This is a genomic window from Pseudomonas sp. 22189 (assembly GCF_052045635.1).
Lineage (GTDB): Bacteria > Pseudomonadota > Gammaproteobacteria > Pseudomonadales > Pseudomonadaceae > Aquipseudomonas > Aquipseudomonas parakoreensis.
Genome location: NZ_JBQEPG010000015.1, coordinates 35,979 through 60,756, shown reverse-complemented (window position 1 = coordinate 60,756; position 24,778 = coordinate 35,979). Strand labels below are relative to the sequence as shown.

Below are 24,778 nucleotides of genomic sequence, written 5' to 3'. Positions count from 1 at the left end.
TGACCCGGGACGGGAGCTATTTTTCTGGCTGACTGCGCCCCGGCGCAAACGCTGTACTGTTGGAGTTTTTCATGCGTCCCCCATTCCCTCTCATCACCCCGCGCCAGTCGTTTGGCTTCGGAGCCGCTGTGCTGTGCGCCGGTTTTGCCGCGCAGGTTCAGGCCAGCGGTTTTCTTGAAGACACCACGGCGAAAATCGAATCGCGCACGGTGTACTTCAACCGCGATTTCCGTGATGGGCACACCTCCAGCGACCAGGGCGCTTCCAAGCGGGAAGAGTCGGCGCAAGGCTTTATTCTCAATCTGCAATCGGGTTACACCGAGGGCACGGTCGGCTTCGGTATCGATGCGCTGGGCATGCTCGGGTTTCAGCTCGACTCCAGCCCTGATCGCAGCAACAGCGGCTTGCTGCCATCCAGCGGCGAGAACCCGCGCGGCTCGAAGGGGCAGTACGCGAAGATGGGCCTGACCGCCAAGGTCAAGGTCTCGGACACGGTGTTGAAGTACGGCGCGCTGCTGCCGGATCTGCCACTGCTCAAGTACAACGACGGCCGCCTGCTGCCCACGATGTTCAACGGTGCGATGCTGACCTCCAGAGAAGTGAAGGATCTGACCTTCATGGCCGCGCGTCTGGACAAGTACACCGCACGGGATTCCACTGATTCGCAAGACATCCGCGTGCACTGCAAGAACAAGCGCTACGCCTGCAACACCACCGCCGACCATTTCGACATGTACGGCATCGACTACAAGATCAATGATCGCCTGACCGCGCAGTATCACTACGCGGAACTGGAAGACATCTATCGCCAGCACTTTGTGGGGATGTTGGCTAACCAGCCGCTGGGTGACGGTGTGCTGAAGGCCGATGTGCGTTTGCTGAAAAGCGCCGACAGCGGTGATGCCAAGGCCGGCTCCATCGACAACCGCGCGTTGAGCGGCATGCTCTCGTACGGCATCAGCGGCCACACCTTCAGCGCCGGTTGGCAGCGCATGAACGGCGACAACTCGATGCCGTACCTCGATGGCAGCAATCCGTATCTGGTCAACTACGTGCAGGTCAACGACTTCGCGGCGGCGCAGGAGCGCTCCTGGCAGTTGCGTTACGACTATGACTTCAAGGCCATCGGCATCAACGGCCTGAGTTTCCTGACCCGTTATGTGAACGGTGACCACATCAAAGTCCCGGGCAGCGATCAGGAAGGCAAAGAGTGGGAGCGCGACAGCGAGTTGAAGTACGTGATCCAGACGGGCACGTTCAAGGATGTCAGCCTGCGCCTGCGCAATGCGACTTACCGCACCAATTATGAGAAATTTGCGCGGGATGTGGATGAGACTCGGTTGATTGTGAGTTACAACTTCTCCGTCCTGTAAACCCCACCCCCTGTAGGCGCTGCCGCAGGCTGCGATCTTTTGATCTTGATTGTGAATAACAAAATCAAAAGATCGCAGCCTTCGGCAGCTCCTACAGGGGGACTGCGGCGGCCTACAAACAATGCCAGAACCGGCTCCAGAAGCCGCGATTCAGATCCTCTTTGCACCCGGCATACTGCCGCGCATACACATCGGAACGTGCCTGCACCTTGCGCGCAGTCGGCATCAACCAGGCTTTGCTGGCGTAGGTCTTGTTGCGGAAGCCGCCCCAGCCTTCGTGGTAGTTCAGGTACTGGTTATAGGCGTCGTATTTGTACACGCCGTTGATCGAGGTGGTCTTGTCCATGTACCAGCCGACGAAGTCGATGGCGTCGTCGAAGTCTTCTCGGTCAGCCCAATTGCGCCCGGTACTCTTCTGGTAATCGGCCCAGACTTCATCCTTGGCCTGGGCATAGCCGGCGGCCGTCGACACCCGGCCCCACGGAATCACCCACAACAGGTATTTGCGCGGCGTCTTGGCGTCGTAGCGGTAGCCGGACTCCTGATACATGATCGCGAAGGGCACCTGGATCGGCACGCCCCAGCGCTTTTGCGTGACTTGCGCGGCGTCGTACCAGTCGCTTTTTTCGCGGAAGATTTCGCAGATGTCTTCCGGCGAACGCGGCGGCGAGGTGCCGCAGCCGCTGAGTAATCCCGCCAGTATCAAAAGTCCCGCCGTCCGCCCCGACATCAAACCGTCATCCCCATGCGCGCAAAAAGGCCGACAGTCTACGCGCTCAGCTCAACTGGTGACGATAGGGCAAATCCGGACCGGTCTTGCTGCACGTCAGGGCGGCCGCCTGTACGGCAAACCTGAGCATGGCGTCGATCTGTTCGCGGCTGAGCTGTTGCACGCCCTCAACCGAGTCCAGACCTTGTTCGGTCAGCCAGGTGATCAGCGCCGCTTGAAAGGTATCGCCGGCGCCGACGGTATCGGCGATTTGCACCGAGCATGCTGGTACTGACCACGAGCCATGGGCGCGGCTGAACACCGTTGCGCCTTCGCCGCCACGGGTCAGGAACACCAACTGGCAGCGATGCTGCAGCCAGCCTTCGATCACGCGTTGTGGGTCCTGTTCGGGATACAACAGGCTCAGGTCTTCGTCGCTGACCTTGATCATGTCGGCCAGTTGCACCAGGGTCGCCACGCGCTCGCGCCAGAGGTCGATGTTCGGTTCCGGGTTGAGGCGCACGTTGGGGTCGAGGGTGATCAACCGCTTGCCGCTTTCACGCTGCACCAGCGTCAGCAAAGTGTCGGCAATCGGTTGCACCACCAGCGAGAACGAGCCGATGTGCAGGCCACGCACGTCATCTCCGAGTTGCGGCAGATGGGCGAGGCTCAACTGGCGATCAGCGCAGCCCTCACCGCGAAAGCTGTAATGCGGCGAGCCATTGGCGCCGACCGCGACCATCGCCAGCGTGGTTGGCGCGGCGAAGTCGACCAAGTAGTCCGCCCGCACGCCTTCATCCCGCAGCACTTGCTGCAAACGTCGACCGAGATAGTCGGTGGACAGCCCGGCAAACAACGCCGAATCCACACCCAAACGGCGCAAGCCGACCGCGACGTTGAACGGCGAGCCGCCGGCAATCGCCTTGAAATTGACCTTCGAAGCCAGACCGCTGGCATCGTCTTCGCTGAAAAAATCGAACAGGGCTTCGCCACACACCAAATACATGATTGTTTGCTCTTTATAGGGTTGCGACATGCTGTTGATAGCGTTCATAGGCCTGCTGGAACGCCGCGACATGGGCGGCAACCGGCAGGGTTTCACTGTGCAGATCGAGCTTCACGCAGCGCTGGCACAGGTCGGCCAAAGTGTCTTCGTGGCCGTTCGACCATGACTTGCACCACGCTGCCTGAATCGCCGCGCCGAGGGCTGCGGCTTCGCTGTGTTCGGTACAGATCACCGGGGTGTTCATGATGTCGGCGACGATCTGCCGCCACACCGCACTTTTCGAGCCGCCGCCGATCAGGCAAATGCTGCGGCTTTGTAAACCATTGTGGCGCAACAGATCCAGTCCATAACGCAAACCGAAGGTGGTGCCCTCGACCACGGCGCGACACAGGTTGGCCTGAGTCAGGTTGTTCAGGGTCAAGCCGTGCAGGCTGCCGGTGGCATGGGGCAGGGCGGGGACGCGTTCGCCGTTGAGGAACGGCAGCATGCTCACGCCTTCCGCGCCGATGGGCGCCTGGGCCACGAGCTGATTGAACTGCTCCAGGTCGAGGTCGAACAGCTCGCGTATTGCGCCGGTGGCGTTGGTCAGGTTCATGGTGCAGATCAGCGGCAGCCAGCCGCCGCTGGACGAGCAGAATGTGGCAACCGAAGCATCCGCGCTGACCTGCGGCGCCTCGGCGTAGGCGTACACCGTGCCGGAGGAACCGAGGCTCATGGTGATCGCCCCGGGTTGAATGTTGCCGGTACCGATGGCGCCCATCATGTTGTCGCCACCGCCGCTGGCGACCACTGCGTTCGGGTTGAGGCCCAACTGTTCGGCAATCGCTGGCAGCAGTGTGCCCACCGCCTGATGCGCGTCGATCAGCTCCGGCAATGCCGCTTGCAGGCGACCGGTGGGGTCAATATCACGCAGCAACTGCAAGTCCCACTGGCGGCTGCGCACGTTGAAATAACCGGTGCCGGAAGCGTCGCCGTACTCGCTGCAGGCGCGCCCGGTGAGCCAGAAATTCAGGTAATCGTGGGGCAGCAGGATCCGCGCAATACGCGAGAACACCTCCGGGTGCTGTTCCTTGGTCCACAGCAGTTTCGACACGGTATAGCCCGGTGCGATGACCACGCCGAGGCGCTCCAGCGCGCCTTGTGCACCGCCGAGGTGTTGGAGCAGACGATCGTTTTCATCCGTGGTTTCGGTGTCGCACCACAGTTTGGCCGGGCGCAGCACTTGGCCCTGATCGTCGAGCAGCACCAAGCCGTGTTGCTGGCCGGAGACACCGATGCCGAGGATCGCCTGCCCGTCGACATTGGCTGCGAGCAGGGCGCGGCGGGAGGCGAGGGCGAAGGCGTCGAGCCACTGTTGGGTGTCTTGCTCGCGGCGGCCGTTGGCGCCGCTGATCATCGTGTGCGTGGCGGCGCCTTCGCCGAGCACTTGACCGCTGGCCGCATCGAGGATGATCGCCTTGGTGCCCTGGGTGCCGCAGTCGATGCCGAGGAAGAGTTGTCGGGTGGTCACAGTGAGGCCCTCAGGGTGTCAGGTGAGTCAAGGTGAAGCCAATCGCTGGCAAGCCAGCTCCCACAGGTTCTAGGGTGTACGCAAAATTCATCAACGATTGAAAATCCTGTGGGAGCTGGCTTGCCAGCGATGGCGCCGGTGGTTTCACCGCATCACTCAGCCAGCACCCGCTCCAACGTGCGCGTCACACCCACCTCACGCAAGCTGTTGCAGCACCACTCAAACGCTGCCACAAATGCCGCCGAACGTGGAATCGCCGTGCCGAAAATCTCCTCGACCGCCAACAAGCGCTGAGTGATCAACGCATCATCCGCTACCAGCCCCTGACAAAATTCCGCCCGTGGATCCGGAATCGTATAGGTGTCGCCATTTTCATCCACGCCCTGCAGATACAACGCCCAGGCAGCCACCACCAACGCTGCGCGCCTGGTTTCCTGGCCATCGGCAATCAAGCGATTGATCGTCGGAATGGTGAACTTGGGAAACTTCGATGAACCGTCCGAACACACCCGTTCCAGTTGATCGGCAATCGCCTGATTGGAGAACCGCGCCACCAATGTGTCTTTGTAGTCGGTCAGGTCGATGCCCGGCACCGGCGCCAGTTGCGGGGTGACGTCAAGGTCCATGTAGGCGCGCATGTAGCGTACGAACAGCGGGTCGTTCATGGTCTCGTGGACGAAGCGATAGCCCTTCAAAAAACCCAGGTAAGTCAGGGCCAGGTGGCTGCCGTTGAGCAGCTTGATCTTCATCTCTTCGTAGGGCGAAACGTCATCGGTGAACTGCACGCCGACCTGTTCCCAGGCCGGGCGACCGTTGACGAATTTGTCTTCCAGCACCCATTGCACGAACGGCTCGCAGACCACTGGCCAGGCATCGTCGACGCCGTGTTTGTCGGCCAGTTGCAGGCGGTGCGCGGTGCTGGTCATCGGTGTGATGCGATCGACCATGGCGTTGGGGAAACTCACGTTCTGCTCGATCCAGTCGCGCAGCCCTTTGTCACGCAGGGTGGCAAAAGCGAGTAGCGCTTTGCGGGTCACCGCGCCGTTATGCGGCAGGTTATCGCAGGACATGAGGGTGAACGCCGGTGTGCCCGCGTTACGGCGCTTTAGCAGCGCTGCGCAGAGGAAGCCGAACACCGTGGTCGGCGCGTCCGGGTTTGCCAGATCGTGCTGGATCTGTGGCAGGTGCGCCATGAACTCGCCGTTGCTGTCGTCGATGCAATAACCGCCCTCGGTGATGGTCAGCGAGACGATGCGGATCTGCGGATCGGCGAGTTTGTCGATCAGCGCCTGCGCGCCGTCCTCGGCCAGGAGCATGTCGCGAATCGCACCGATCACCCGCACTTCGGTGTCGTCGCTGTCGCCGAGTTCGAACAGGGTGAACAGGTAATCCTGTTCTTTGAGATCGTCGCGGGCACGGCGGTCTTCAGTGCGCAGGCCAACGCCGCAGATTGCCCAGTCCAGCGCCTGACCGGTATTCATCAGTGCATCGGTGTAATACGCCTGATGCGCGCGATGGAAGCCGCCGACGCCAATGTGCGCGATGCCCTGGCGGGTGTCGCTGAGGCTGTAGGCCGGCAGTTGCACCTCGGGGGCGAGGCGCTGCAGATTTTGCTTATTGAGTTTCATCGGACAAGTCTCGAAATTCAGGCCGCGGCGCGCAGCGGGCGGGTCAGCGCCACGCCATTGGCGTCGAACAGGTGGCAATGGCTGGCGTCCAGGTGCAGGTTCAGTTGCTCGCCGTAGCGGCTCGCCAAGTCACCGCGCACACGCATGGTCAGGGCTTCGCCGGCGTTGCTGGTGACGTGGCAGAAGGTGTCGCTGCCCAGGCGTTCGCTGACGTCGGCGGTGACTTGCAGGGTGCAGTCGCCCGGTTGCGCCAGCTCCAGATGCTCCGGGCGAATGCCCAGGGTCACCGCGCTGCCGACGCTTAGATTGGCGGCATTGAACGGCAGGGTGATGCGTGTACCGGCGTCCAGCGAGACTTCGCAGCTCTGGCTGTCAATGCGGGCGATCTTGCCCTTGAGGAAGCCCATTTTCGGCGTGCCGAGGAACCCGGCGACGAACAGGTTGGCCGGGTTGTGATAGAGGTCCAGCGGCGAGCCGACCTGCTCGATCTTGCCGCCATTGAGCACCACCACCTTGTCAGCCATGGTCATGGCTTCGACCTGGTCGTGGGTCACGTAGATCATCGTGGCTTGCAGGTCCTTGTGCAGGCGCAGCAGTTCCAGACGCATTTGCACGCGCAGGGCGGCGTCGAGGTTGGACAGCGGCTCGTCGAACAGGAAGATTTTCGGATTGCGCACGATGGCGCGGCCGATGGCGACCCGTTGCCGTTGCCCGCCGGAGAGCTGTTTCGGCTTGCGCTCGAGCATCGGCCCGAGTTCGAGAATGCGCGCCGCTTCGCCGACCTTTTTCTCGACTTCGGCTTTTGGCACGCCGGCCAGATCAAGGGCGAACGACATGTTCTTTTTCACGGTCATGTGCGGGTACAGCGCGTAGGTCTGGAACACCATCGCCAGATCGCGCTTGGCCGGACTGACTTCGGTGATGTCGCGGCCATCGAGTTCGATGGTGCCGCCGCTGACTTCTTCCAGCCCGGCGATCAGCCGCAGCAGGGTGGATTTGCCGCAGCCGGACGGGCCGACGAAGACCACGAATTCCTTGTCGTTCACCTCAAGGTCGATGCCCTTGATGATGGAGAAACCTTCGAAGCCTTTTTGCAGATTCTTGATTTTCAGGTTGGCCATGGTGATGGGCCTCCGCATTGTTGTTTTTTTTAAGATCAAAAGATCGCAGCCTGCGGCAGCTCCTACANAGTGCCCCTGTAGGAGCTGCCGCAGGCTGCGATCTTTTGCTTTTAAATCTTCATTTCACGGCACCGAATGAGAGGCCGCGCACCAGTTGTTTCTGGCTGATCCAGCCAAAGATCAGGATCGGCGCACAGGCCAGGGTCGAGACCGCTGACAACTTGGCCCAGAACAAGCCTTCGGGGCTGGAGTACGAGGCGATCAACGCGGTCAGTGGCGCGGCTTTCGACGAGGTCAGGTTCAGCGACCAGAACGCCTCGTTCCAGCACAGGATCAGCGACAGCAGCACGGTGGACGCGAGGCCGCCCTTGGCGATCGGCAGCAGCACGCGGAGCATCTCCTGGGCGAGGGTGGCGCCGTCGAGGCGGGCGGCTTCGAGGATGTCTTTGGGGATGTCCTTGAAGTAGGTGTAAACCATCCAGACCACGATCGGCAGGTTGATCAGCGTGTAGATCACGATCAGCGCGATGCGCGTATCAAGCAGGCCGAAACTCTTGGCCAGCAGGTAGATCGGCATCAGCACACCCACCGGCGGCAGCATCTTGGTCGAGAGCATCCACAGCAGCGTGCCCTTGGTGCGCTGGGTTTCGTAGAACGCCATCGAATAGGCAGCCGGCACCGCGATCAGCAGGCACAGCGCCGTGGCACTGAACGAGATCACCACCGAGTTCCAGGCAAAACTGAAGTAGTCGCTGCGTTCGTTGATGTGCAGATAGTTCTCCAGCGTCGGCGTGAAGATGAACTGCGGCGGCGTGGCGAAGGCGTCGATTTCGGTCTTGAAACTGGTCATCACCATCCAGAAGATCGGGAAGAAAATCACGATCGCGATGGCCCAGGCCAGGGTGCCGAGCAGCAGGCTTTGCAGCCGGCGGGATTGTTGAAGAGTCATGGCGGGCCTCAGGCTTTGTCAGTCAGGTTTTTGCCGATCATCCGCACCAGAATGATCGCGGCGATGTTGGCGATGACCACGGCAATCAAGCCGCCGGCCGAGGCCATGCCGACGTCGAACTGCACCAGCGCCTGGTTGTAGATCAGGTAGGCGAGGTTGGTCGAGGCGTAGCCGGGGCCGCCGTTGGTGGTGGTGAAAATCTCGGCGAACACCGACAGCAGGAAGATCGTTTCGATCATCACCACCACGGCAATCGGCCGCGCCAGGTGCGGCAGGGTCAGGTGCCAGAAGATCGCGACGGGACCGGCGCCATCGAGACGCGCGGCTTCCTTCTGTTCCTGGTCGAGAGATTGCATGGCGGTCATCAGGATCAGGATCGCGAAGGGCAGCCATTGCCACGAGACAATGATGATGATTGACAGCAGCGGGTAGTGCGCCAGCCAGTCCACCGGCTCGGCGCCGAACAGCCGCCAGACGTAGGCGAGAATCCCCGAGACCGGATGGAAAATCAGGTTCTTCCAGATCAGCGCACCGACCGTGGGCATGATGAAGAACGGCGAGATCAGCATGACTCGCACGATGCCGCGACCGAGAAACTCGCTGGCCTCCAGCAAAGCGCTGATCAACACGCCGAACACCACGCTGATCAGCAGCACGCTGCCCACCAGCAACAGAGTGTTGGTGGCGCCGGGCAAAAAGCCTGAGTCGGTGAGGAAATAGCTGAAGTTCTCCAGCCCGACGAACTCGTTCACCCCCGGATCGAGCAGGTTGTAACGAATCATCGAGAAGTAGAGGGTCATGCCCAACGGCACGATCATCCACAGCAGCAACAGGGCCACCGAAGGGCTGACCAGAAACCAGCCGGGATTGCGTACGCGGACTTTGCGCTGGGGTTGCGACAGGTCGAGGTGGGCTTTGGCAGTTGAAGTATTCATGGTGATCACAACCGAGTCATACAGACCTATGGAGATCCCATGTGGGAGCGAGCCTGCTCGCGAAAGCGTGGGATCAGTGCCATGTGTATTGGCTGGCACGACGCCTTCGCGAGCAGGCTCGCTCCCACAGGAGGCAGGAGCAAGTCGTTCAGTGGTTACTTGGGATAACCCGCGCGCTTCATCTCGCGTTCGGTGGTTTGCTGTGCGGCGGCCAGGGCTTGATCCACCGTGGTCTGGCCGATCAGCGCCGCCGAGAACAGCTTGCCGACCTGGGTGCCCACGCCCTGGAATTCAGGAATGGTCACCAGCTGAATGCCGATGTACGGCACCGGTTTCAGCGTCGGTTTGCTCGGATCTGCCGCTTTCAACGATTCCAGCGTGACCTTGGCGAACGGCGCCGCGCTCATGTAAGCATCGCTGTAGGTCGAGGCGCGGGTGCCCGGCGGCACGTTGGCGATGCCGTCAGTCTTGGCGACCAACTCGCCGTATTCCTTGGAGGTCGCCCAGGCACTGAAGGCCTTGGCGGCGTCCTTGGCCTTGGAGCTGGTCGGAATCGCCAGTGCCCACGAGTACAACCATGCCGAGCCCTTGTCGGTGACCTGATGCGGGGCGAAGGTGAAGCCGACGTGATCGGCGACCTTGCTCTGGGTCTTGTCGGTGACGAACGAACCGGCGACAGACGCATCCACCCACATCGCGCACTTGCCACTGTTGAACAGCGCGAGGTTCTCGTTGAAACCGTTGCTGGAAGCGCCCGGCGGGCCGGATTTCTTCATGGTGTCGACGTAGAAGTTCAGCGCGTTTTTCCACTCCGGGCCATTGAATTCCGGCTGCCATTTCTCATCGAACCAGCGCGCGCCGTAAGCGTTGGCGACAGTGGTGATCAGCGCCATGTTCTCGCCCCAGCCGGCCTTGCCGCGCAGGCAGATGCCGTACTGCTCTTTGTCCTTGTTGGTGAGTTTTTCGGCGAAACCGGCGATCTGTTCCCAGGTCGGACGCTCGGGCATGGTCAGGCCGGCGTCCTTGAACAGGTCGGTGCGGTAATAGGTGATCGAGCTTTCGGCGTAGAACGGCAAAGCGTACAGCGAGCCCTTGACCGAGAGTCCTTCGCGCACAGACGGGAGCACGTCGTCGAGGGCGTAACTGGCCGGCAGGTCCTTCATCGGTTCCAGCCAGCCTTTGGCGCCCCAGAGTGCGGCTTCGTACATGCCAATGGTCAACACATCGAACTGCCCGCCCTGGGTGGCGATGTCGGTGGTCAGGCGTTGGCGCAACACGTTTTCTTCCAGCACCACCCAATTGAGCTTGATCTCCGGATGCTCGGCCTCGAAGGTTTTCGAGAGTTTTTGCATGCGGATCATGTCGCTGTTGTTGACGGTGGCGATGGTCAGGGTCTGGGCGCCAAGGCTGACGCTGCTGAGGGTCATGCAAGTGAGGGCAAGCAGAGCTTTTGCAGTGGGTTGCATCGTGCACTCCTTTTCTACGTCCGTTGGGAAGCAGAAGGACAGTTATTGTTTTTGTGTCTTCCTGTGCAGGAAGAATGTGTGCTGATTACAGCCCTCTATCGACGGACTGACAAATCATCCATCGCACTTGAACCGATACTTTTTTGCACTGGCAAAAAAGATCGCAGCCTGCGGCAGCTCCTACAGGGATNAGGAGCTGCCGCAGGCTGCGATCTTTTGATGTGGCTATCAAGCGTGATTCTGTTCGGTCAGGCGCTGCACCGCGAGGCGTCGATAGTGTGAAGGCGTCATGCCCTTGAGTTGCTGGAAGCGCCGATTGAAGTTGGAAATATTGTTGAACCCCGACTCGAAACACACCTCGGTCACTGGCTTGTCGCCGTCGGCCAGCAGTTCGCAGGATTTGCTGATGCGCAGGCGATTGACGAACTCGATGAAGTTGCGCCCGGTGGCCTGTTTGAATACGCGACTGAAGTAGGTCGGCTTCATCCCCAGATGCTCGGCGACTTCTTCCAGCGTCAGCTCCCGGGCGTAATGGTCGAAGATGAAATCGACGGCGCGGTTGGTGCGGTCGATATTGTGCTCGTCGGCCAGTTGCGTGTTGGTGGCGCCGGACAGCAACTGATAGTCGTCTGTCGCCGCCAGCAACTCCATCAGAATGAAAAAATGCCCCAGACGAGTGATACCGCGCGTATCGGCAATTCGCTGCATCAGCGTCATGGCCTGGCGGATCGTGTCTTTGTCGCGAAACTCGATGCCGTATTGCGCGCGCTCCAGCAGCGGCGCCAGAGTCTTGAGTTCGGCAAACACCTGGTGCCCACTGTCGAACAACTCATCAGTGAAGTTCACCAGCATGTCGCGCTTTTCCACCACTTCGTCTTCGGCCACCTGGCTGATCCAGTTGTGCGGCAGATTGGGCCCGGTGAGGAACAGTGTTTGCGGATAAAAGTTGCCGATGTAGTCGCCGATGAAGACCTTGCCGGAACTGGCGACGATCAGGTGCAGTTCGTATTCCTTGTGAAAATGCCAACGCACTAACGGGCAAGGAAAACCATGCTGACGGTAGATGATGGACAACCCGTTGTGATCGTCCATCAGCTCGTAGGAGGGATCAGTGATTCTGGTTGCCCGAGTCATGTCCGATACGTTCTGTTGTTATGTCCGGATGCTCATCATGCACGCGCGTCACGGACAGTGCCAGCACCTCAGCCCCGAGCCTTGACCAGGCCTTTGGCATGGTTGATCTGCTGGCAATATTCCGCGAGCCGCGTGGCACCGATGAAATCGGCATTGATAATGCTGCACTTTGGCGCCCAGCCCGAGTTCGGGCCAAACCATTGATTGAGTTCGTGGGTAATCCGCTTTACGCCGGCCAGTTCGCCATAGCTGGTGGCCGATAACGACCAGAGGCTGCCGGACGGCGGCGGATTGGCCAGTGTTCGTGTGATGTGTTGCTTGAGTTGCTCGGCAGAGGTGATATCTGAACCGCTCCACTCATGACGGATTTTCGGCCAGTACAGGGGCGACCTGAAGTCGGGGTGCGAGTCGCTTGCCAACACCACTCGCTGTACCGGACTGATCCTTTTAAGTTGTTCAATGGTCAGATGACTGTTGTTTCTGGGAATAAGCCGCGAACCCAGCTCCGTGGTGATGACTTCGTGCAAACCCTTGTAATCGAATGGTTGATTATTGATGCCCGTGAGTTCATGTATGTCCAACACGATGAACTCGTTCGGGTTATCACTGAGGAAGACGTTGAGACTTTTGACAAGTTCGCTCAAGGCACGCCCCCGGAACAGTTTCAAGCCATGAAACGTATGGAACTTCTTGATACCCAGCCAGTGTTCATCGGCATGCAGACGCACGTCGAAAGCGCGCACGCCTTCGTTAAGTTGCTGAATGAACGGGCCATCCTGGCAGACAAACCAGTTTTTCGCCGGCTGCACATACGCCGGGTACGAAAAGTCGTAATCCAGCCCGGCGTTATGGGCTCCGGGCCAGACCACTTCACCCAGCGTCAGTTGGTCGATACCGGGTGCGGACGCCATCCAGTTTTTTAAAGGGTAGTTGTTCATGGTGCATTCCGTTGCAGACAAAGTTTTATTTTTCGACCAGTCCATTATTCGGTCAGTTCGGAAGTTATTCTTTGATGCAGTCGGAAAAAGTACAAGTCAGCACTCTTTGCAAAGTGTTGGTACTGGGTTTTTGCAGTGTTGGCTTATCAACTTTTCTGGTTTTTGGCTTCGATCCACTGCGCCATGTATTGGGTACTTTTGTGCAAGTGGTGACGCAACATGCTGCCAGTAAAGTTGGCGCGCCGTAATGCCGACAAGTTATCGCGACAATGTTGCAGGCGAGCGATCAGCGCCGGGCCGTGATCAGCCTGCCGATAGCGCGCGTTCAATAACGCGACGCCGGCCTGCTGTGCGTCAGTCCAGCGCTGTTGGTCTTCGTGCAGGGCGACCGCGGCATCGGCCAGGGCCTGGGCCGACAGGGCCACTTCACCCGGCCATGACAGCGCACCGCACATGCCTTCGGCACCGATGGGCGTGGTGACATTGGGCGTACCGCAGAGCATCGCATCGACGAGCTTGCCCTTGATCCCGGCGCCAAAGCGCAAAGGCGCCAGGCAAACCCGCGCTTGCGCCATCACTTGCAGTGCATCTTCTGCCCAGTTCATCACATGAAACCCCTGCGCCGCATTGTGCAGGGCTGTGGCCTTGGGCGGCGTATAGGCACCGTAGATATGCAGTTGGGCGCCGGGCAATTGCTGGCGGATCAGCGGCCAGACGGCGGTCTTCATCCACAGCACGGCGTCCCAGTTGGGCGCGTGACGGAAGTTGCCAATACTCAGAAAGTGCGCCCGCTCCTCAAAGGGAATGAATGAACCGCGCGGCGGTTCGAGCATCAACGGGCACCAGTGCAGCAGGTCGCCAGGGACTTGAAACTGTTCGACCAGCAACTGGATTTCCACTTCGGAAATCATCAGATTCAGATCGCAGCGATATAACGCGGCGATTTCCCGTTTGGCCAGGTCCGTATCGGCCATCAACTCGAACTCTTCGCGCAGCGCCGGCGCGAACAGTGCGCTGAAGTCCTGATTGTCCGGGTCGTCTTTCAAACGTTCCTTGAGCCGATGGTGGCGGGCGTGGCGCAGGCTCTGCAGGTCGGATGTCTCCAGTACGCGCAAGGCGTTCGGGCATTGCTTTTCGACGCGCCAGCCGAACTGCTCTTCCATCATGAACTGGTCGAACAGCACGATATCCGGAGCCAGTTCACTGATGAAACTATCGAAGCTGCTGTTGTTGAGTTCGATCGGCACTTCGCGGATGCCCAGCGCGGTCAGGTCAGCCTTGTGCTCGCCCGGGCCGGCCGGGCTGCTGAAGGTGATGTCCCAGCCTTGCTGCAGGAATGTATCGAGGATCTGCATCACGTGTCCGCTGGCTGCCGAAGAGCGCGGTTCGGGCCAGACGTAACCGATGACCAGAACTTTCGTGGCGGGAGATGCAGTCATTGACAAGTGTTCCTTGCAGGCAGGCGGCTAAAAATGGCGCGCAATTAGACCACATCTGCAGCCGCTGCCGGATCAAGGCCAATCACTGGCCCAGGATGCCCTTGACCTTGTCACGCAATTGATCGATGGAGAACGGTTTGCCGATCACGTGCATGCCGGCAGGTACGTCGATGTTTTCGGCGTAACCGCTGGCGAACAGGACGGGCAGGGTGGCGCGGAGTTCACGTGCCTTGCCGGCCAGTTCACTGCCTGTCATGCCCGGCAGGCCGTAGTCGGTCATCATCAAGTCGATACCCTTGCTCTGATCCCCGAGAATATTCAGCGCAGACTCACCGTCGTCCGCCTCCAGCACACTGAACTCCAGCTCCTCCAACACATCGACGATGAGCATGCGTACGATGTCGTCGTCTTCTACTACAAGGATGGTGGGCGCTGGGGTGGACATATGGGGGCTCTCAAAAAAGGAAATCGGAATGGCGACCGGTCGAAAATGCCGGGCTCTTGCATGAGTAAGTGGCGCATGGCCACAAGTTCCCGATTCAACGGAAAAAAGATTAGCTGCTCTTCGCGGCGCAAGGATAACGGTTGGTGCTCGGTAAGCGCAGGAAAATGTAGGAAATTGCTGCCAAAGCAGTCAGAAAAATGGATCCATGCGACCGTTTTGGGGCAAACTCCCGGGTTTCGACAGTTCGACAAGGCCGCCCCATGCCCACTCCGTCTTCGATTGATGAAACACGGTTTCGCAAACTCCTGACGCGCAACATCGGATTGCCGCTGGGCGTTGGTGCGCTCAGCGCCGTGTTCTTTGTATCCCTGATTACTTATCTGCTGTCGGTGATCCAGTGGGTGGAGCACACCGATCGCGTCATCAATAACGCCAACGAAGCGGTGAAACTCACGGTTGATCTGGAAACCGGCATGCGCGGCTTCCTGCTCAGTGGCGATGAGCATTTCCTCGACCCGTACGAGACCGCCAAGCCGCGGATCAACGTGGCCCTCAACACCTTGCTCGAACTGACCGCCGACAACCCGGTGCAGACCGATCGTCTGCGTCGTTTGCAGGCGCTGCAGACCGAGTGGGCCAACTACGCACAATCGATGATCGATCTGCAGCGCTCCAGCGGTGATTACCGGGGCGCGGTCAAGGCCGGGCGCGGCAAGCGCTTGACCGACGAGATCCGCAAGCAATTCGAAGACGTGATCGACATGGAGCAGCAGTTGCGCACCACGCGCAACGAAGAGGTGCGCCGCACCACAATCTGGAGCATCACCCTGTACCTGCTGTTTATCGCGGGGATCAGCGGTTTGCTGGCGTATGTCGGTCGCCGTGATCTGGTTCGTTTGTCTGACAGCTACAGCGCCACTCTCGCCGCGCAACAGGCCAGCGCCGAGCGTCTGGAACGCCAGGCATGGATGCGCAGCGGTCAGACCGAACTGGCGGAGCAGGTGCTGGGGCAACTGACGCTGAACCTGCTGGGGCGCAATATTCTGCAGTTCTGCGCGCAATACCTCGGCACGGCGGTGGCGGCGCTGTACGTGCGTGAAGAACACGGCGGCCTCAAGCGCGTGGCGTCCTACGGGTTCTCCCGCGAGCAGGAAGAAAAGGATCAGCAGATCTACAGCGGCGAAGGCATCGTCGGCCAGGTGGCCCAGCAGGGGCAACTGATTCGGCTGGATTCGGTTCCGGCCGACTACTTCAAGGTCAGCTCCGGCCTGGGCGCGGGCCTGCCGCGCAGTGTGCTGGTGGTGCCGACCAGTGATGACGACCGGGTCAACGGCGTGATCGAGCTGGGCTTCTTGCGTCCGCTCACCGACCGCGATATCGATTTGCTGGAACTGATTGCCGGCAACATCGGCACCTCGATCGAAGCGGCGCGTTATCGCCAGCGTCTGCAGGAAGTGCTGGCCGAAACCCAGCAGCTCAACGAAGAGTTGCAGGTGCAGCAGGAAGAGCTGAAAACCGCCAACGAAGAACTGGAAGAACAGTCGCGGATTCTCAAGGAATCCCAGGCGCATCTGGAAACCCAGCAAGTCGAGCTGGAACAGACCAACGAGCAGTTGGCCGAACAGGCGCAAACCCTGGCCGAGCAGCGCGACGCCATGGACCAGAAGAACACCGAGCTCAATCAGGCTCAGGTGCAGCTTGAAGAGCGCGCCGAGGAGCTACAGCGCTCGAGCAAGTACAAGTCCGAATTCCTCGCCAACATGTCCCACGAACTGCGCACGCCGCTGAACAGTTCGCTGATCCTCGCCAAGCTGCTGGCCGAGAACCCGCAGGACAACCTGACGGCCGAGCAGGTCAAGTTCGCCGAGTCGATCTATTCCGCCGGCAACGATTTGCTGAACCTGATCAACGACATTCTCGACATTTCCAAAGTCGAGGCCGGCAAGCTGGAAGTGATCCCGGAAAATACCAGTGTCGCGCGGCTGGCCGACGGCCTGCGCAGCGTGTTCGAGCCATTGGCGGCGGACAAGCAATTGACCTTCAGCGTCGAGTTGCAGCCGGATGCGCCGATCATGCTGTACACCGACCGCCAGCGCCTGGAGCAGGTGATCAAGAACCTGCTGTCCAACGCCGTGAAGTTCACCGAGCACGGCGCGGTCAGCCTGACCATCGCCGGCCAGCCAGACGAGCGCATTGCCTTCATTGTGCGCGACTCGGGGATCGGTATCGCCGCGGATCAGCAGGAAAGTATCTTCGAAGCGTTCCGCCAGGCTGACGGCACCACCAACCGCAAGTACGGTGGCACTGGCCTTGGTCTGTCGATTTCGCGGGATCTGGCGGCCTTGCTCGGCGGCTCGATCAGCGTCAGCAGCGCGTCGGGGCAGGGCAGTGTGTTCACCCTGGTGTTGCCACAGCAATACAGCGAGCCGGGCGACACACCGTCCGCGCCGTTGTCCTTTGCGCCGCCGGTATCGAGCCCGGCCCCGGTTGCGCCGCCGTCGATTGCAGTGTCGCCAATGGCCCCGGTGCATATCCCGCGCTTTGCCGATGACCGTGGCAAGGCACCGTTCGCCACCCGCTGCATTCTGGTGGTGGAAGACGAGCCGAATTTCGCCCACATTCTTTACGATCTGGCCCACGAACTGGGTTACCAGTGCCTGGTGGCTCACGGCGCCGACGAAGGTTACGACCTGGCTCGCGAGTTCGTACCGGATGCGATCCTGCTCGACATGCGTCTGCCGGACCATTCCGGGCTGACGGTGCTGCAACGCCTGAAAGAACATGCCGAAACCCGGCACATCCCGGTGCATGTGATCTCGGTCGAAGACCGCGTTGAAGCGGCGATGCACATGGGCGCGATCGGTTATGCGGTCAAGCCGACCACCCGTGAAGAGCTCAAGGACGTGTTCGCCCGTCTCGAAGCCAAGCTGACCCAGAAAGTCAAACGCGTGCTGCTGGTCGAAGATGACGATCTGCAGCGCGAAAGCATTGCCCGCCTGATCGGTGACGATGACATCGAGATCACGGCCGTCGGTCTGGCGCAGGATGCGCTGGAGAAACTGCGTACCACGATCTACGACTGCATGGTGATCGACCTGAAGTTGCCGGACATGCTCGGCAACGATCTGCTCAAGCGCATGTCCACCGAGGACATCTGCTCGTTCCCGCCAGTGATCGTCTACACCGGGCGCAATCTGACCCGCGATGAAGAAGCCGAGCTGCGCAAGTATTCGCGTTCGATCATCATCAAGGGCGCGCGCTCGCCGGAACGCCTGCTGGATGAGGTGACACTCTTTCTGCACAAAGTCGAATCGCAGTTGTCCCATGAACGGCAGAAGATGCTCAAGACCGCCCGCAGCCGCGACAAGGTCTTCGAAGGCCGCAAGGTGTTGCTGGTGGACGACGACGTACGCAACATCTTCGCCCTGACCAGTGCGCTGGAACACAAAGGTGCAGTCGTGGTGATCGGCCGTAATGGTCGCGAAGCGATTGATAAGTTGAATGAAGTCGAGGACATCGATCTGGTGTTGATGGACGTGATGATGCCGGAGATGGACGGCTTTGAAGCCACCATTGAAATCCGCAAGGATCCGCGCTGGCGCAAACTGCCGATCATCGCGGTGACGGCCAAGGCCATGAAAGACGATCAGGAGCGCTGCCTGCAGGCGGGCGCCAACGATTACCTGGCCAAGCCCATCGACCTGGATCGCCTGTTCTCGTTGATTCGCGTGTGGTTACCGAAGATGGAACGCATTTAGTGGACAGCAGTCACTCCGTGGAGCGCAACAGCGAAATCGAATTACGCTTGTTGATTGAGGCGATCTACCTCAAGTACAGCTACGATTTTCGTGATTACTCGGGCGCTTCGATCAAGCGCCGGGTGCAGCACGCCTTGAGCCAGTTCGAGTGTGCGACGATCTCGGCGCTGCAGGAGAAAGTGCTGCACGATCCGACCGCGTTCATGCAGCTGCTGCAACTGCTGACGATCCCGGTCAGCGAGATGTTTCGCGATCCGTCGCACTTTCTGGCGATCCGCCAGGAAGTGGTGCCGCTGCTGCGCACCTACCCGTCGCTGAAGATCTGGATTGCCGGGTGCAGCACCGGTGAGGAGGTCTATTCGATGGCGATTCTGCTGCGCGAGGAAGGCCTGCTCGAGCGTACGATCATCTACGCCACCGACATCAACCCGCGCTCGCTGGACAAGGCCAAGCAGGGGATTTTCTCGATGGAGAACGTGCGCGCCTACACCGCCAATTATCAGCAGGCCGGCGGCCAGCGCTCCTTCGCCGATTACTACACCGCCGCCTACGGCTACGCGATTTTCGACAAGAGCCTGTGCGAGAACGTGACCTTTGCCGATCACAGCCTGGCGACCGACAGTGTGTTCTCCGAAACTCAATTGATTTCCTGCCGCAACGTACTGATTTACTTCAACAAGAAACTTCAGGACCGTGCCTTCGGTCTGTTTCATGAATCGCTGTGCCACCGTGGCTTTCTGGTGCTGGGCAGCAAGGAAACGCTGGATTTTTCCGGCTACTCGAATCAGTTCGAGCCGCTGGTCAAACAAGAACGGATCTACCGCAAATTATGAACGACGCCTTGGATTTGCCTCGTGTCGAGGCCATCGTGGTCGGCGCTTCGGCTGGTGGGGTCGAGGCCCTGCTGACCCTGCTCGCGCCGCTGCGCCAAGGCTATGTGCTGCCAATCATCGTCGTGTTGCACCTGCCGGAAGAGCGCCGCAGCCAGTTGGCCGAAGTATTCGCCCGACGGCTGATGCTGCCGGTGGAAGAGGCGACCGACAAACAGGACATCGCTCCCGGTACGGTTTACTTCGCGACACCCGGTTACCACCTGTCGGTTGAGCAGGATCGCAGTCTGTCGCTGAGTCTTGAAGACCGCGTGCACCATTCCCGGCCAGCCATTGACTACTTGTTTGAATCCGCCGCTGATGCTTACGGCGCAACCCTGGCTGCCGTGTTGCTGACCGGTGCCAATCACGATGGTGCTCGCGGTCTGGCGCAAGTCAAACGGCGCGGCGGACTGACCATTGTTCAAGACCCGCAGGACGCGCAGGTCGCCACCATGCCTCTGGCTGCGCTGAAGATTCAGCAGCCTGACCATGTCCTACCCATTCACGGCATCGGCCGTCTGCTTGTCGAGCTGGAACGAATCGCATGCTGAGTAATATCCAGGCCAAATTGCTGATCGTCGACGATCTGCCGGAGAACCTGCTGGCCCTCGAAGCGCTGATCAAGCGCGAGGACCGCACGGTGTACAAGGCGCTGTCGGCGGACGAAGCACTTTCGCTGCTGCTGCAACACGAGTTCGCCATGGCCATCCTCGATGTACAGATGCCGGGCATGAACGGCTTTGAACTCGCCGAGTTGATGCGCGGCACCGAGAAAACCAAAAACATCCCAATCATTTTCGTCAGCGCCGCCGGCCGCGAACTCAATTACGCGTTCAAGGGCTACGAGAGCGGGGCGGTGGACTTCCTGCACAAGCCGCTGGATATTCACGCGGTGAAGAGCAAGGTCAACGTGTTCGTCGACCTGTATCGCCAAAGCAAGGCCATGAAGCAACAGGTCGAAGCCTTGGAGCAGGCCCGCCGCGAGCAGGAAGCGCTGCTGCAACAGCTGCAGAGCACTCAGTTGGAACTGGAGCAGGCGGTGCGTATGCGCGATGACTTCATGTCAATCGTCGCTCACGAAGTACGCACGCCGCTCAATGGCCTGATACTCGAAACCCAATTGCGCAAGATGCACCTGGCCCGGGACAACGCCGCCGCGTTCACCCTCGACAAGATGCACGCGATGGTCGATCGCGACGAGCGCCAGATCAAAAGCCTGATCCGCCTGATCGAAGACATGCTCGACGTCTCGCGGATTCGTACCGGCAAGTTGTCGATCCGTCCGGAGCGTTTCGATCTGGTGCAACTGGTGAGCAACCTGCTGCAGAATTTTGCCCAGCAGATAGAGGCCGCCGAGACCGAAGTGTCGTTCACTGCGTCCGGGCCGGTGGAAGGTTATTGGGACGAGTTCCGCATCGAGCAGGTGGTGTCCAACCTGCTGACCAATGCTCTGCGCTACGGTGGTCGCAGCCCGATCCAGGTGCGGGTGTACCGTGAAGGTGATGAGGCGCGGGTCGAGGTTCAGGACCGGGGCATCGGCATCAGTGAAGAGAATCAGAAGCGTATTTTTCAACAGTTCGAACGGGTTTCCGCCAAGACGGTAGTGGCTGGTCTCGGGCTGGGTCTGTTCATTTCCGAGCAGATCGTCGCCGCCCATGGCGGTTCCATCGTCGTCGAGAGTCAAATCAACGAGGGCGCCCTGTTTCGCGTTTGTCTGCCAATCCAGGAAAACGGCATATCCGACGCAACCTCTGAGTGACCGCACGGTCGTATCAGCAGCTATTGACCGAACAAAGGCTTCCCATGAGCGTAGATGCACAAGATGTAGTACTCGTCGTCGAGGACGAACCGGTTATCTTGATGGTGCTGACAGACTATCTGTCGGGGCAGGGTTACCGCGTGTTGCAGGCCGAAAACGGCGAGCAGGCGTTCGAGATTCTCGCGAGCAAACCGCATCTGGACATGCTGATCACTGACTTCCGCCTGCCGGGCGGGATCTCCGGCGTGCAGATCGCCGAGCCGGCAGTCAAGCTGCGTCCGGACCTGAAAGTAATCTTCATCAGCGGCTACCCGCAGGAAATCCGCGAGACCGGCAGCCCGATCACCAGCAAGGCGCCGATCCTGGAAAAACCGTTCGATCTGGACGTGTTGCAGGAAAAGATTCAGGAACTGCTGGCCTGATCAAAAAACACTGAAATGCACCTGTAGGAGCTGCCGCAGGCTGCGATCTTTTGATCTTGTTTTTAAATCANCCTGCGGCAGCTCCTACAGGTGTTTTTGGGAGTCAGTTCTTGATCATCTCGCGGACCTTGGCGGTCAGCAGATCAAAGGTGAACGGCTTGGTGATCATCTGCATGCCCGGGTCGAGGAACCCGCCGCGCACAGCGGCGTGCTCGGCATAACCGGTAATGAACAGCACCTTCAGCCCCGGCCGGTACTGTCGACCGATTTCCGCCAGTTGCCGGCCGTTCATGCCCGGCAGGCCGACGTCACTGATCAACAGATCAATGCGCTGCGTCGAGTTGAGGATCGGTACCGCGCCGTCGGCATCGCCGGCTTCGACAAACGCATAACCCAACTCACTGAGCACTGCGCTGACCAGCACGCGCACGGCAGGGTCGTCTTCGACGATCAACACCGTCTCGCCGTCCAGCGCCTCCGGGGCCTGTTGAACATCGGATACCGGATGCTCCAGTTCCTCGCCGCGGAAGCGCGGCAGGTACAGTTTGACCGTGGTGCCCTGATCGATTTCGCTGTCGATCGAGACGTGACCACGGGACTGTTTGCTGAAGCCATAGATCATCGACAAGCCTAAACCGGTGCCCTGGCCGATGGGCTTGGTGGTGAAGAATGGATCGAACGCGCGGTTGATCACGCTCTGTGGCATGCCGCTGCCGTTGTCGGTGACGCTGAGCATGACGTACTCGCCAGGTTCGAGGTTGGTGTAGGCCTCGGTGAATGCCTGTTCAAGGACCTGATTGCTGGTTTCGACCACCAGTTTGCCACCCTCGGGCATCGCATCCCGGGCGTTGAGCACCAGGTTGAGCAGGGCGCTTTCCAGTTGATTGGGGTCGGCTTCAGCGACCCACAAATCGTCGTTCAGGCGCATGTCGAGCTGAATGCTTTCGTTGAGGCTGCGTTGCAGCAACTCGCCCATCGACAGCACCAGGGTATTCATCTGCACGGCTTTGGAGTCCAGCGATTGCCGGCGGGAAAATGCCAGCAAACGGTGGGTCAGGCCGGCGGCGCGGTTGGCTGAGGTGACGCCCAGATCGATCAGGCTGTCGAGGTCATCAAGGCGCCCGCGAGCCAGTCGTCGGCGCAGTAATTCAAGGCTGCCGATGATCCCGGTGAGCATGTTGTTGAAGTCGTGAGCAATACCGCCGGTGAGCTGACCGACCGCTTCCATTTTCTGCGACTGGCGCAAGGCTTCCTCGTTGTGGCGAAGTTGCGCGGTGCGTTCCTCGACTTGCTGCTCGAGGGTTTCAAGGGTTGATTGCAGGCGCCGTTCACTTTCACTCAGATCAATCAGGCGATCACGGGCTTCGTACTGTCGTCGTCGCCCGCGCAGGGCGGTGGACACCAGACTGACCAGAGTCGCCGGATGAAACGGACGCTCGAGAAAGGTCACGTTGCCCAATAATTCACTCAGGCGTGAGGAGGGGCCTTGTTCGGGGCCGCCGTGGTGCGTCAGCAAGACGATCGGCAAATCCGACCAGGCCGGTTGCTGCTCCAGAAAATGCAGAAGCGTTTCCAGTTCCGGGCCGCGCAACGCTTCGGTAGCAATCAACAAGAGCCCGGCGCCAGGTTCCAGTTCTGTGCACAATCCGCCCAGATCCGGGGTGATGACCCCGCCGTAGCCCGCCTCATTGAGGATCATCAGCGCCACTTGGCTGTCGCGGCCCATGGGCGCGAGAATCAGCGCCCGTTCCGGCAGTGAAACGGAGGCTGTCACAAGGCTTCTTCCCGCAACAGCGGATTGCTGGCGCCAAGGTAAGTCGGTACGCCCCGCAACACACCCTGGAATGCTTCCAGCGGTTCGCCAATGGTCATGCCCTGGCTCGAAATGCGGTATTCACGGATGGTCGACTCGTGGTTGCCGGTGCGTTTCTTGATAATGGAAATGGCTCGGCGGACTTTGCCGATGGCTTCGAAGTAGCGCAGCAGGATCACCGTGTCGGCCAGGTAAGTGATATCGACCGGCGCCTGCATGTCGCCGACCAGACCATGCTGGGCAACCGTCATGAATGTCGCCGCACCTTTGCGGTTCAGATACAGCAGCAACTCGTGCATGTGCAGCACCAGCGCGTTTTCTTCCGGCATCGCGGCCTGATAGCCGTTGATACTGTCGATCACGACGGTCTTGATGTTGCCCTCATCGACGCAGCGACGCACCCGGTGCGAGAACTCGCCGGGGGACAGTTCGGCGGCGTCCACCTGATCGATCAGCAGGTTGCCGGTCGCTTGCAGGGCCTTGAGGTCGATGCCGATATTTTTCATCCGCTCGAAGAGCAGACCCAGCTCTTCATCAAAGATGAACAGCGCCGCTTTTTCGCCGCGTGCTACGGCAGCGGCGGCGAAGATCATTGAAATCAGCGATTTGCCGGTACCGGCCGGGCCCAGGATCAATGTGCTGGAACCGGTCTCGATGCCACCACCGAGCAGGGCGTCCATTTCCTTGATGCCGCTGGTCAATTGCAGGCGTGGATAGTCGCCACGGTGTTCGGCAGCGACCAGGCGCGGAAATACATGGACCCCGTCGCCCATGATGGTGAAGTCATGGTAACCGCCACGGTACTTTTGCCCGCGGTACTTGATGATGCGTACGCGGCGGCGCTCGGCACCGTAATTGGGGGTCAGCTCTTCGAGGCGGATGACGCCGTGGGCGACGCTGTGCACGGTCTTGTCTAGGGACTCGGTGGTCAGGTCGTCTAGCAGCAGGACCGTGGCGTCGTAACGCACGAAGTAATGTTTGATCGCCAGAATCTGCCGACGGTAACGCAGCGAGCTTTGCGCCAGCAGGCGGATCTCCGACAGGCTGTCGAGCACTACACGGGTCGGTTTGAAGCGCTCGACCACCTCGAAAATCTGCTTGGTGGCTTCACCGAGCTCAAGGTCGGAGGAGTACAGCAGGCTTTGCTGATGTTCGGCGTTGAGCAGGCTTTCCGGCGGTGTCAGCTCGAAAATCTCGATGTTCTCGTTCAGTTCCCAGCCGTGAGAGGCTGCGCCCTGACGCAGTTCACGCTCGGTTTCCGACAGTGTGATGTACAGACAGCGTTCGCCGGCGCGGGCGCCCGCCAACAGGAAATGCAACGCGACGGTGGTTTTGCCTGTACCGGGTTCACCCTCGAGCAAAAACACATGCCCTCGGGACAGACCACCGGCGAGGATGTCATCCAGGCCAATGATGCCGGTGGCGGCTTTTGCACTGATCAACTCGTTGGACGTAGACAAAGAATGCCCTCTCATGACTAGGGGAATCGAGGCAGCAGGCT

At 60.0% G+C, this 24,778-nt stretch carries 20 protein-coding genes; 6 read left to right on the top strand and 14 right to left on the bottom strand.

Going from position 1 to position 24,778, the window contains the following annotated elements:
* Positions 1–71 precede the first annotated feature (71 nt).
* The gene (locus tag ACTJKS_RS17465; RefSeq protein WP_108182788.1) at positions 72–1,373 is read left to right on the top strand and encodes an OprD family porin; all 1,302 of its coding nucleotides are present in this window, start codon (positions 72–74) and stop codon (positions 1,371–1,373) included.
* A 112-nt stretch (positions 1,374–1,485) separates the two neighbouring features.
* Here ACTJKS_RS17465 and ACTJKS_RS17460 read toward each other — a convergent pair whose 3' ends face one another.
* The 12 genes from ACTJKS_RS17460 to ACTJKS_RS17405 all read right to left on the bottom strand — a co-directional run bounded on the left by ACTJKS_RS17460 (position 1,486) and on the right by ACTJKS_RS17405 (position 14,653).
* Positions 1,486–2,103 (bottom strand): transglycosylase SLT domain-containing protein, encoded by a 618-nt coding sequence (locus ACTJKS_RS17460; protein ID WP_411157851.1) that lies wholly within the window; start codon positions 2,101–2,103, stop codon positions 1,486–1,488.
* A gap of 46 nt (positions 2,104–2,149) precedes the next feature.
* A complete protein-coding gene (locus ACTJKS_RS17455; RefSeq protein WP_262947888.1) occupies positions 2,150–3,088 on the bottom strand; it encodes a carbohydrate kinase family protein in 939 nt (312 codons plus the stop codon).
* A gap of 13 nt (positions 3,089–3,101) precedes the next feature.
* Positions 3,102–4,598 carry a xylulokinase gene (gene xylB / locus ACTJKS_RS17450; RefSeq protein WP_108182785.1) on the bottom strand — a complete coding sequence of 499 codons (1,497 nt, stop codon included), beginning with the start codon at positions 4,596–4,598 and terminating at the stop codon, positions 3,102–3,104.
* Positions 4,599–4,750: 152 nt separating this feature from the next.
* Positions 4,751–6,226, bottom strand: a complete 1,476-nt coding sequence (locus ACTJKS_RS17445) for a mannitol dehydrogenase family protein (protein ID WP_108182784.1) — start codon at positions 6,224–6,226, stop codon at positions 4,751–4,753.
* A 17-nt stretch (positions 6,227–6,243) separates the two neighbouring features.
* Positions 6,244–7,347, bottom strand: coding sequence for an ABC transporter ATP-binding protein (locus tag ACTJKS_RS17440; RefSeq protein WP_108182783.1), 1,104 nt, complete (start codon positions 7,345–7,347; stop codon positions 6,244–6,246).
* A gap of 118 nt (positions 7,348–7,465) precedes the next feature.
* Positions 7,466–8,296, bottom strand: coding sequence for a carbohydrate ABC transporter permease (locus tag ACTJKS_RS17435; RefSeq protein ID WP_047294621.1), 831 nt, complete (start codon positions 8,294–8,296; stop codon positions 7,466–7,468).
* Positions 8,297–8,304: 8 nt separating this feature from the next.
* On the bottom strand, positions 8,305–9,231 hold the full coding sequence (locus ACTJKS_RS17430) for a carbohydrate ABC transporter permease (RefSeq protein ID WP_108184398.1): 927 nt from the start codon (positions 9,229–9,231) through the stop codon (positions 8,305–8,307).
* A 155-nt stretch (positions 9,232–9,386) separates the two neighbouring features.
* Complete coding sequence (locus tag ACTJKS_RS17425; RefSeq protein ID WP_108182782.1) at positions 9,387–10,697, bottom strand: ABC transporter substrate-binding protein; 1,311 nt, start codon at positions 10,695–10,697, stop codon at positions 9,387–9,389.
* A gap of 228 nt (positions 10,698–10,925) precedes the next feature.
* Complete coding sequence (locus ACTJKS_RS17420) at positions 10,926–11,831, bottom strand: AraC family transcriptional regulator (RefSeq protein ID WP_041064319.1); 906 nt, start codon at positions 11,829–11,831, stop codon at positions 10,926–10,928.
* 68 nt (positions 11,832–11,899) lie between these two features.
* Complete coding sequence (locus tag ACTJKS_RS17415) at positions 11,900–12,814, bottom strand: phospholipase (RefSeq protein WP_262947887.1); 915 nt, start codon at positions 12,812–12,814, stop codon at positions 11,900–11,902.
* 101 nt (positions 12,815–12,915) lie between these two features.
* Positions 12,916–14,208: a glycosyltransferase gene (locus ACTJKS_RS17410; RefSeq protein ID WP_108182780.1), complete on the bottom strand. Its 1,293-nt coding sequence runs from the start codon at positions 14,206–14,208 to the stop codon at positions 12,916–12,918.
* A gap of 82 nt (positions 14,209–14,290) precedes the next feature.
* The gene (locus tag ACTJKS_RS17405) at positions 14,291–14,653 is read right to left on the bottom strand and encodes a response regulator (RefSeq protein ID WP_041064307.1); all 363 of its coding nucleotides are present in this window, start codon (positions 14,651–14,653) and stop codon (positions 14,291–14,293) included.
* Between the two features lie 260 nt (positions 14,654–14,913).
* Here ACTJKS_RS17405 and ACTJKS_RS17400 point away from each other — a divergent pair, with 260 nt between their 5' ends.
* Genes ACTJKS_RS17400 through ACTJKS_RS17380 form a run of 5 tightly spaced genes read left to right on the top strand, consistent with a single transcriptional unit; the run spans position 14,914 to position 21,464 of the window.
* Positions 14,914–18,411, top strand: coding sequence for a response regulator (locus tag ACTJKS_RS17400; RefSeq protein WP_262947884.1), 3,498 nt, complete (start codon positions 14,914–14,916; stop codon positions 18,409–18,411).
* Positions 18,411–19,244 carry a CheR family methyltransferase gene (locus ACTJKS_RS17395; protein ID WP_041064296.1) on the top strand — a complete coding sequence of 278 codons (834 nt, stop codon included), beginning with the start codon at positions 18,411–18,413 and terminating at the stop codon, positions 19,242–19,244. Before ACTJKS_RS17400 ends, ACTJKS_RS17395 begins: the two co-directional genes overlap by 1 nt.
* Entirely contained in the window at positions 19,241–19,834 is a 594-nt protein-coding gene (locus tag ACTJKS_RS17390) for a chemotaxis protein CheB (RefSeq protein WP_047294607.1), read from the top strand. Before ACTJKS_RS17395 ends, ACTJKS_RS17390 begins: the two co-directional genes overlap by 4 nt.
* Complete coding sequence (locus ACTJKS_RS17385; protein WP_041064291.1) at positions 19,828–21,042, top strand: hybrid sensor histidine kinase/response regulator; 1,215 nt, start codon at positions 19,828–19,830, stop codon at positions 21,040–21,042. Before ACTJKS_RS17390 ends, ACTJKS_RS17385 begins: the two co-directional genes overlap by 7 nt.
* Positions 21,043–21,086: 44 nt before the next feature.
* On the top strand, positions 21,087–21,464 hold the full coding sequence (locus tag ACTJKS_RS17380) for a response regulator (RefSeq protein ID WP_016774860.1): 378 nt from the start codon (positions 21,087–21,089) through the stop codon (positions 21,462–21,464).
* A 103-nt stretch (positions 21,465–21,567) separates the two neighbouring features.
* Here the strand turns inward: ACTJKS_RS17380 and ACTJKS_RS17375 are convergent, their stop codons facing one another.
* Positions 21,568–23,238: an ATP-binding protein gene (locus tag ACTJKS_RS17375; protein WP_262947879.1), complete on the bottom strand. Its 1,671-nt coding sequence runs from the start codon at positions 23,236–23,238 to the stop codon at positions 21,568–21,570.
* The gene (locus ACTJKS_RS17370) at positions 23,235–24,737 is read right to left on the bottom strand and encodes an ATPase domain-containing protein (protein ID WP_041064281.1); all 1,503 of its coding nucleotides are present in this window, start codon (positions 24,735–24,737) and stop codon (positions 23,235–23,237) included. The genes ACTJKS_RS17375 and ACTJKS_RS17370 overlap by 4 nt, the downstream gene beginning before the upstream one ends.
* Positions 24,738–24,778 lie beyond the last annotated feature (41 nt).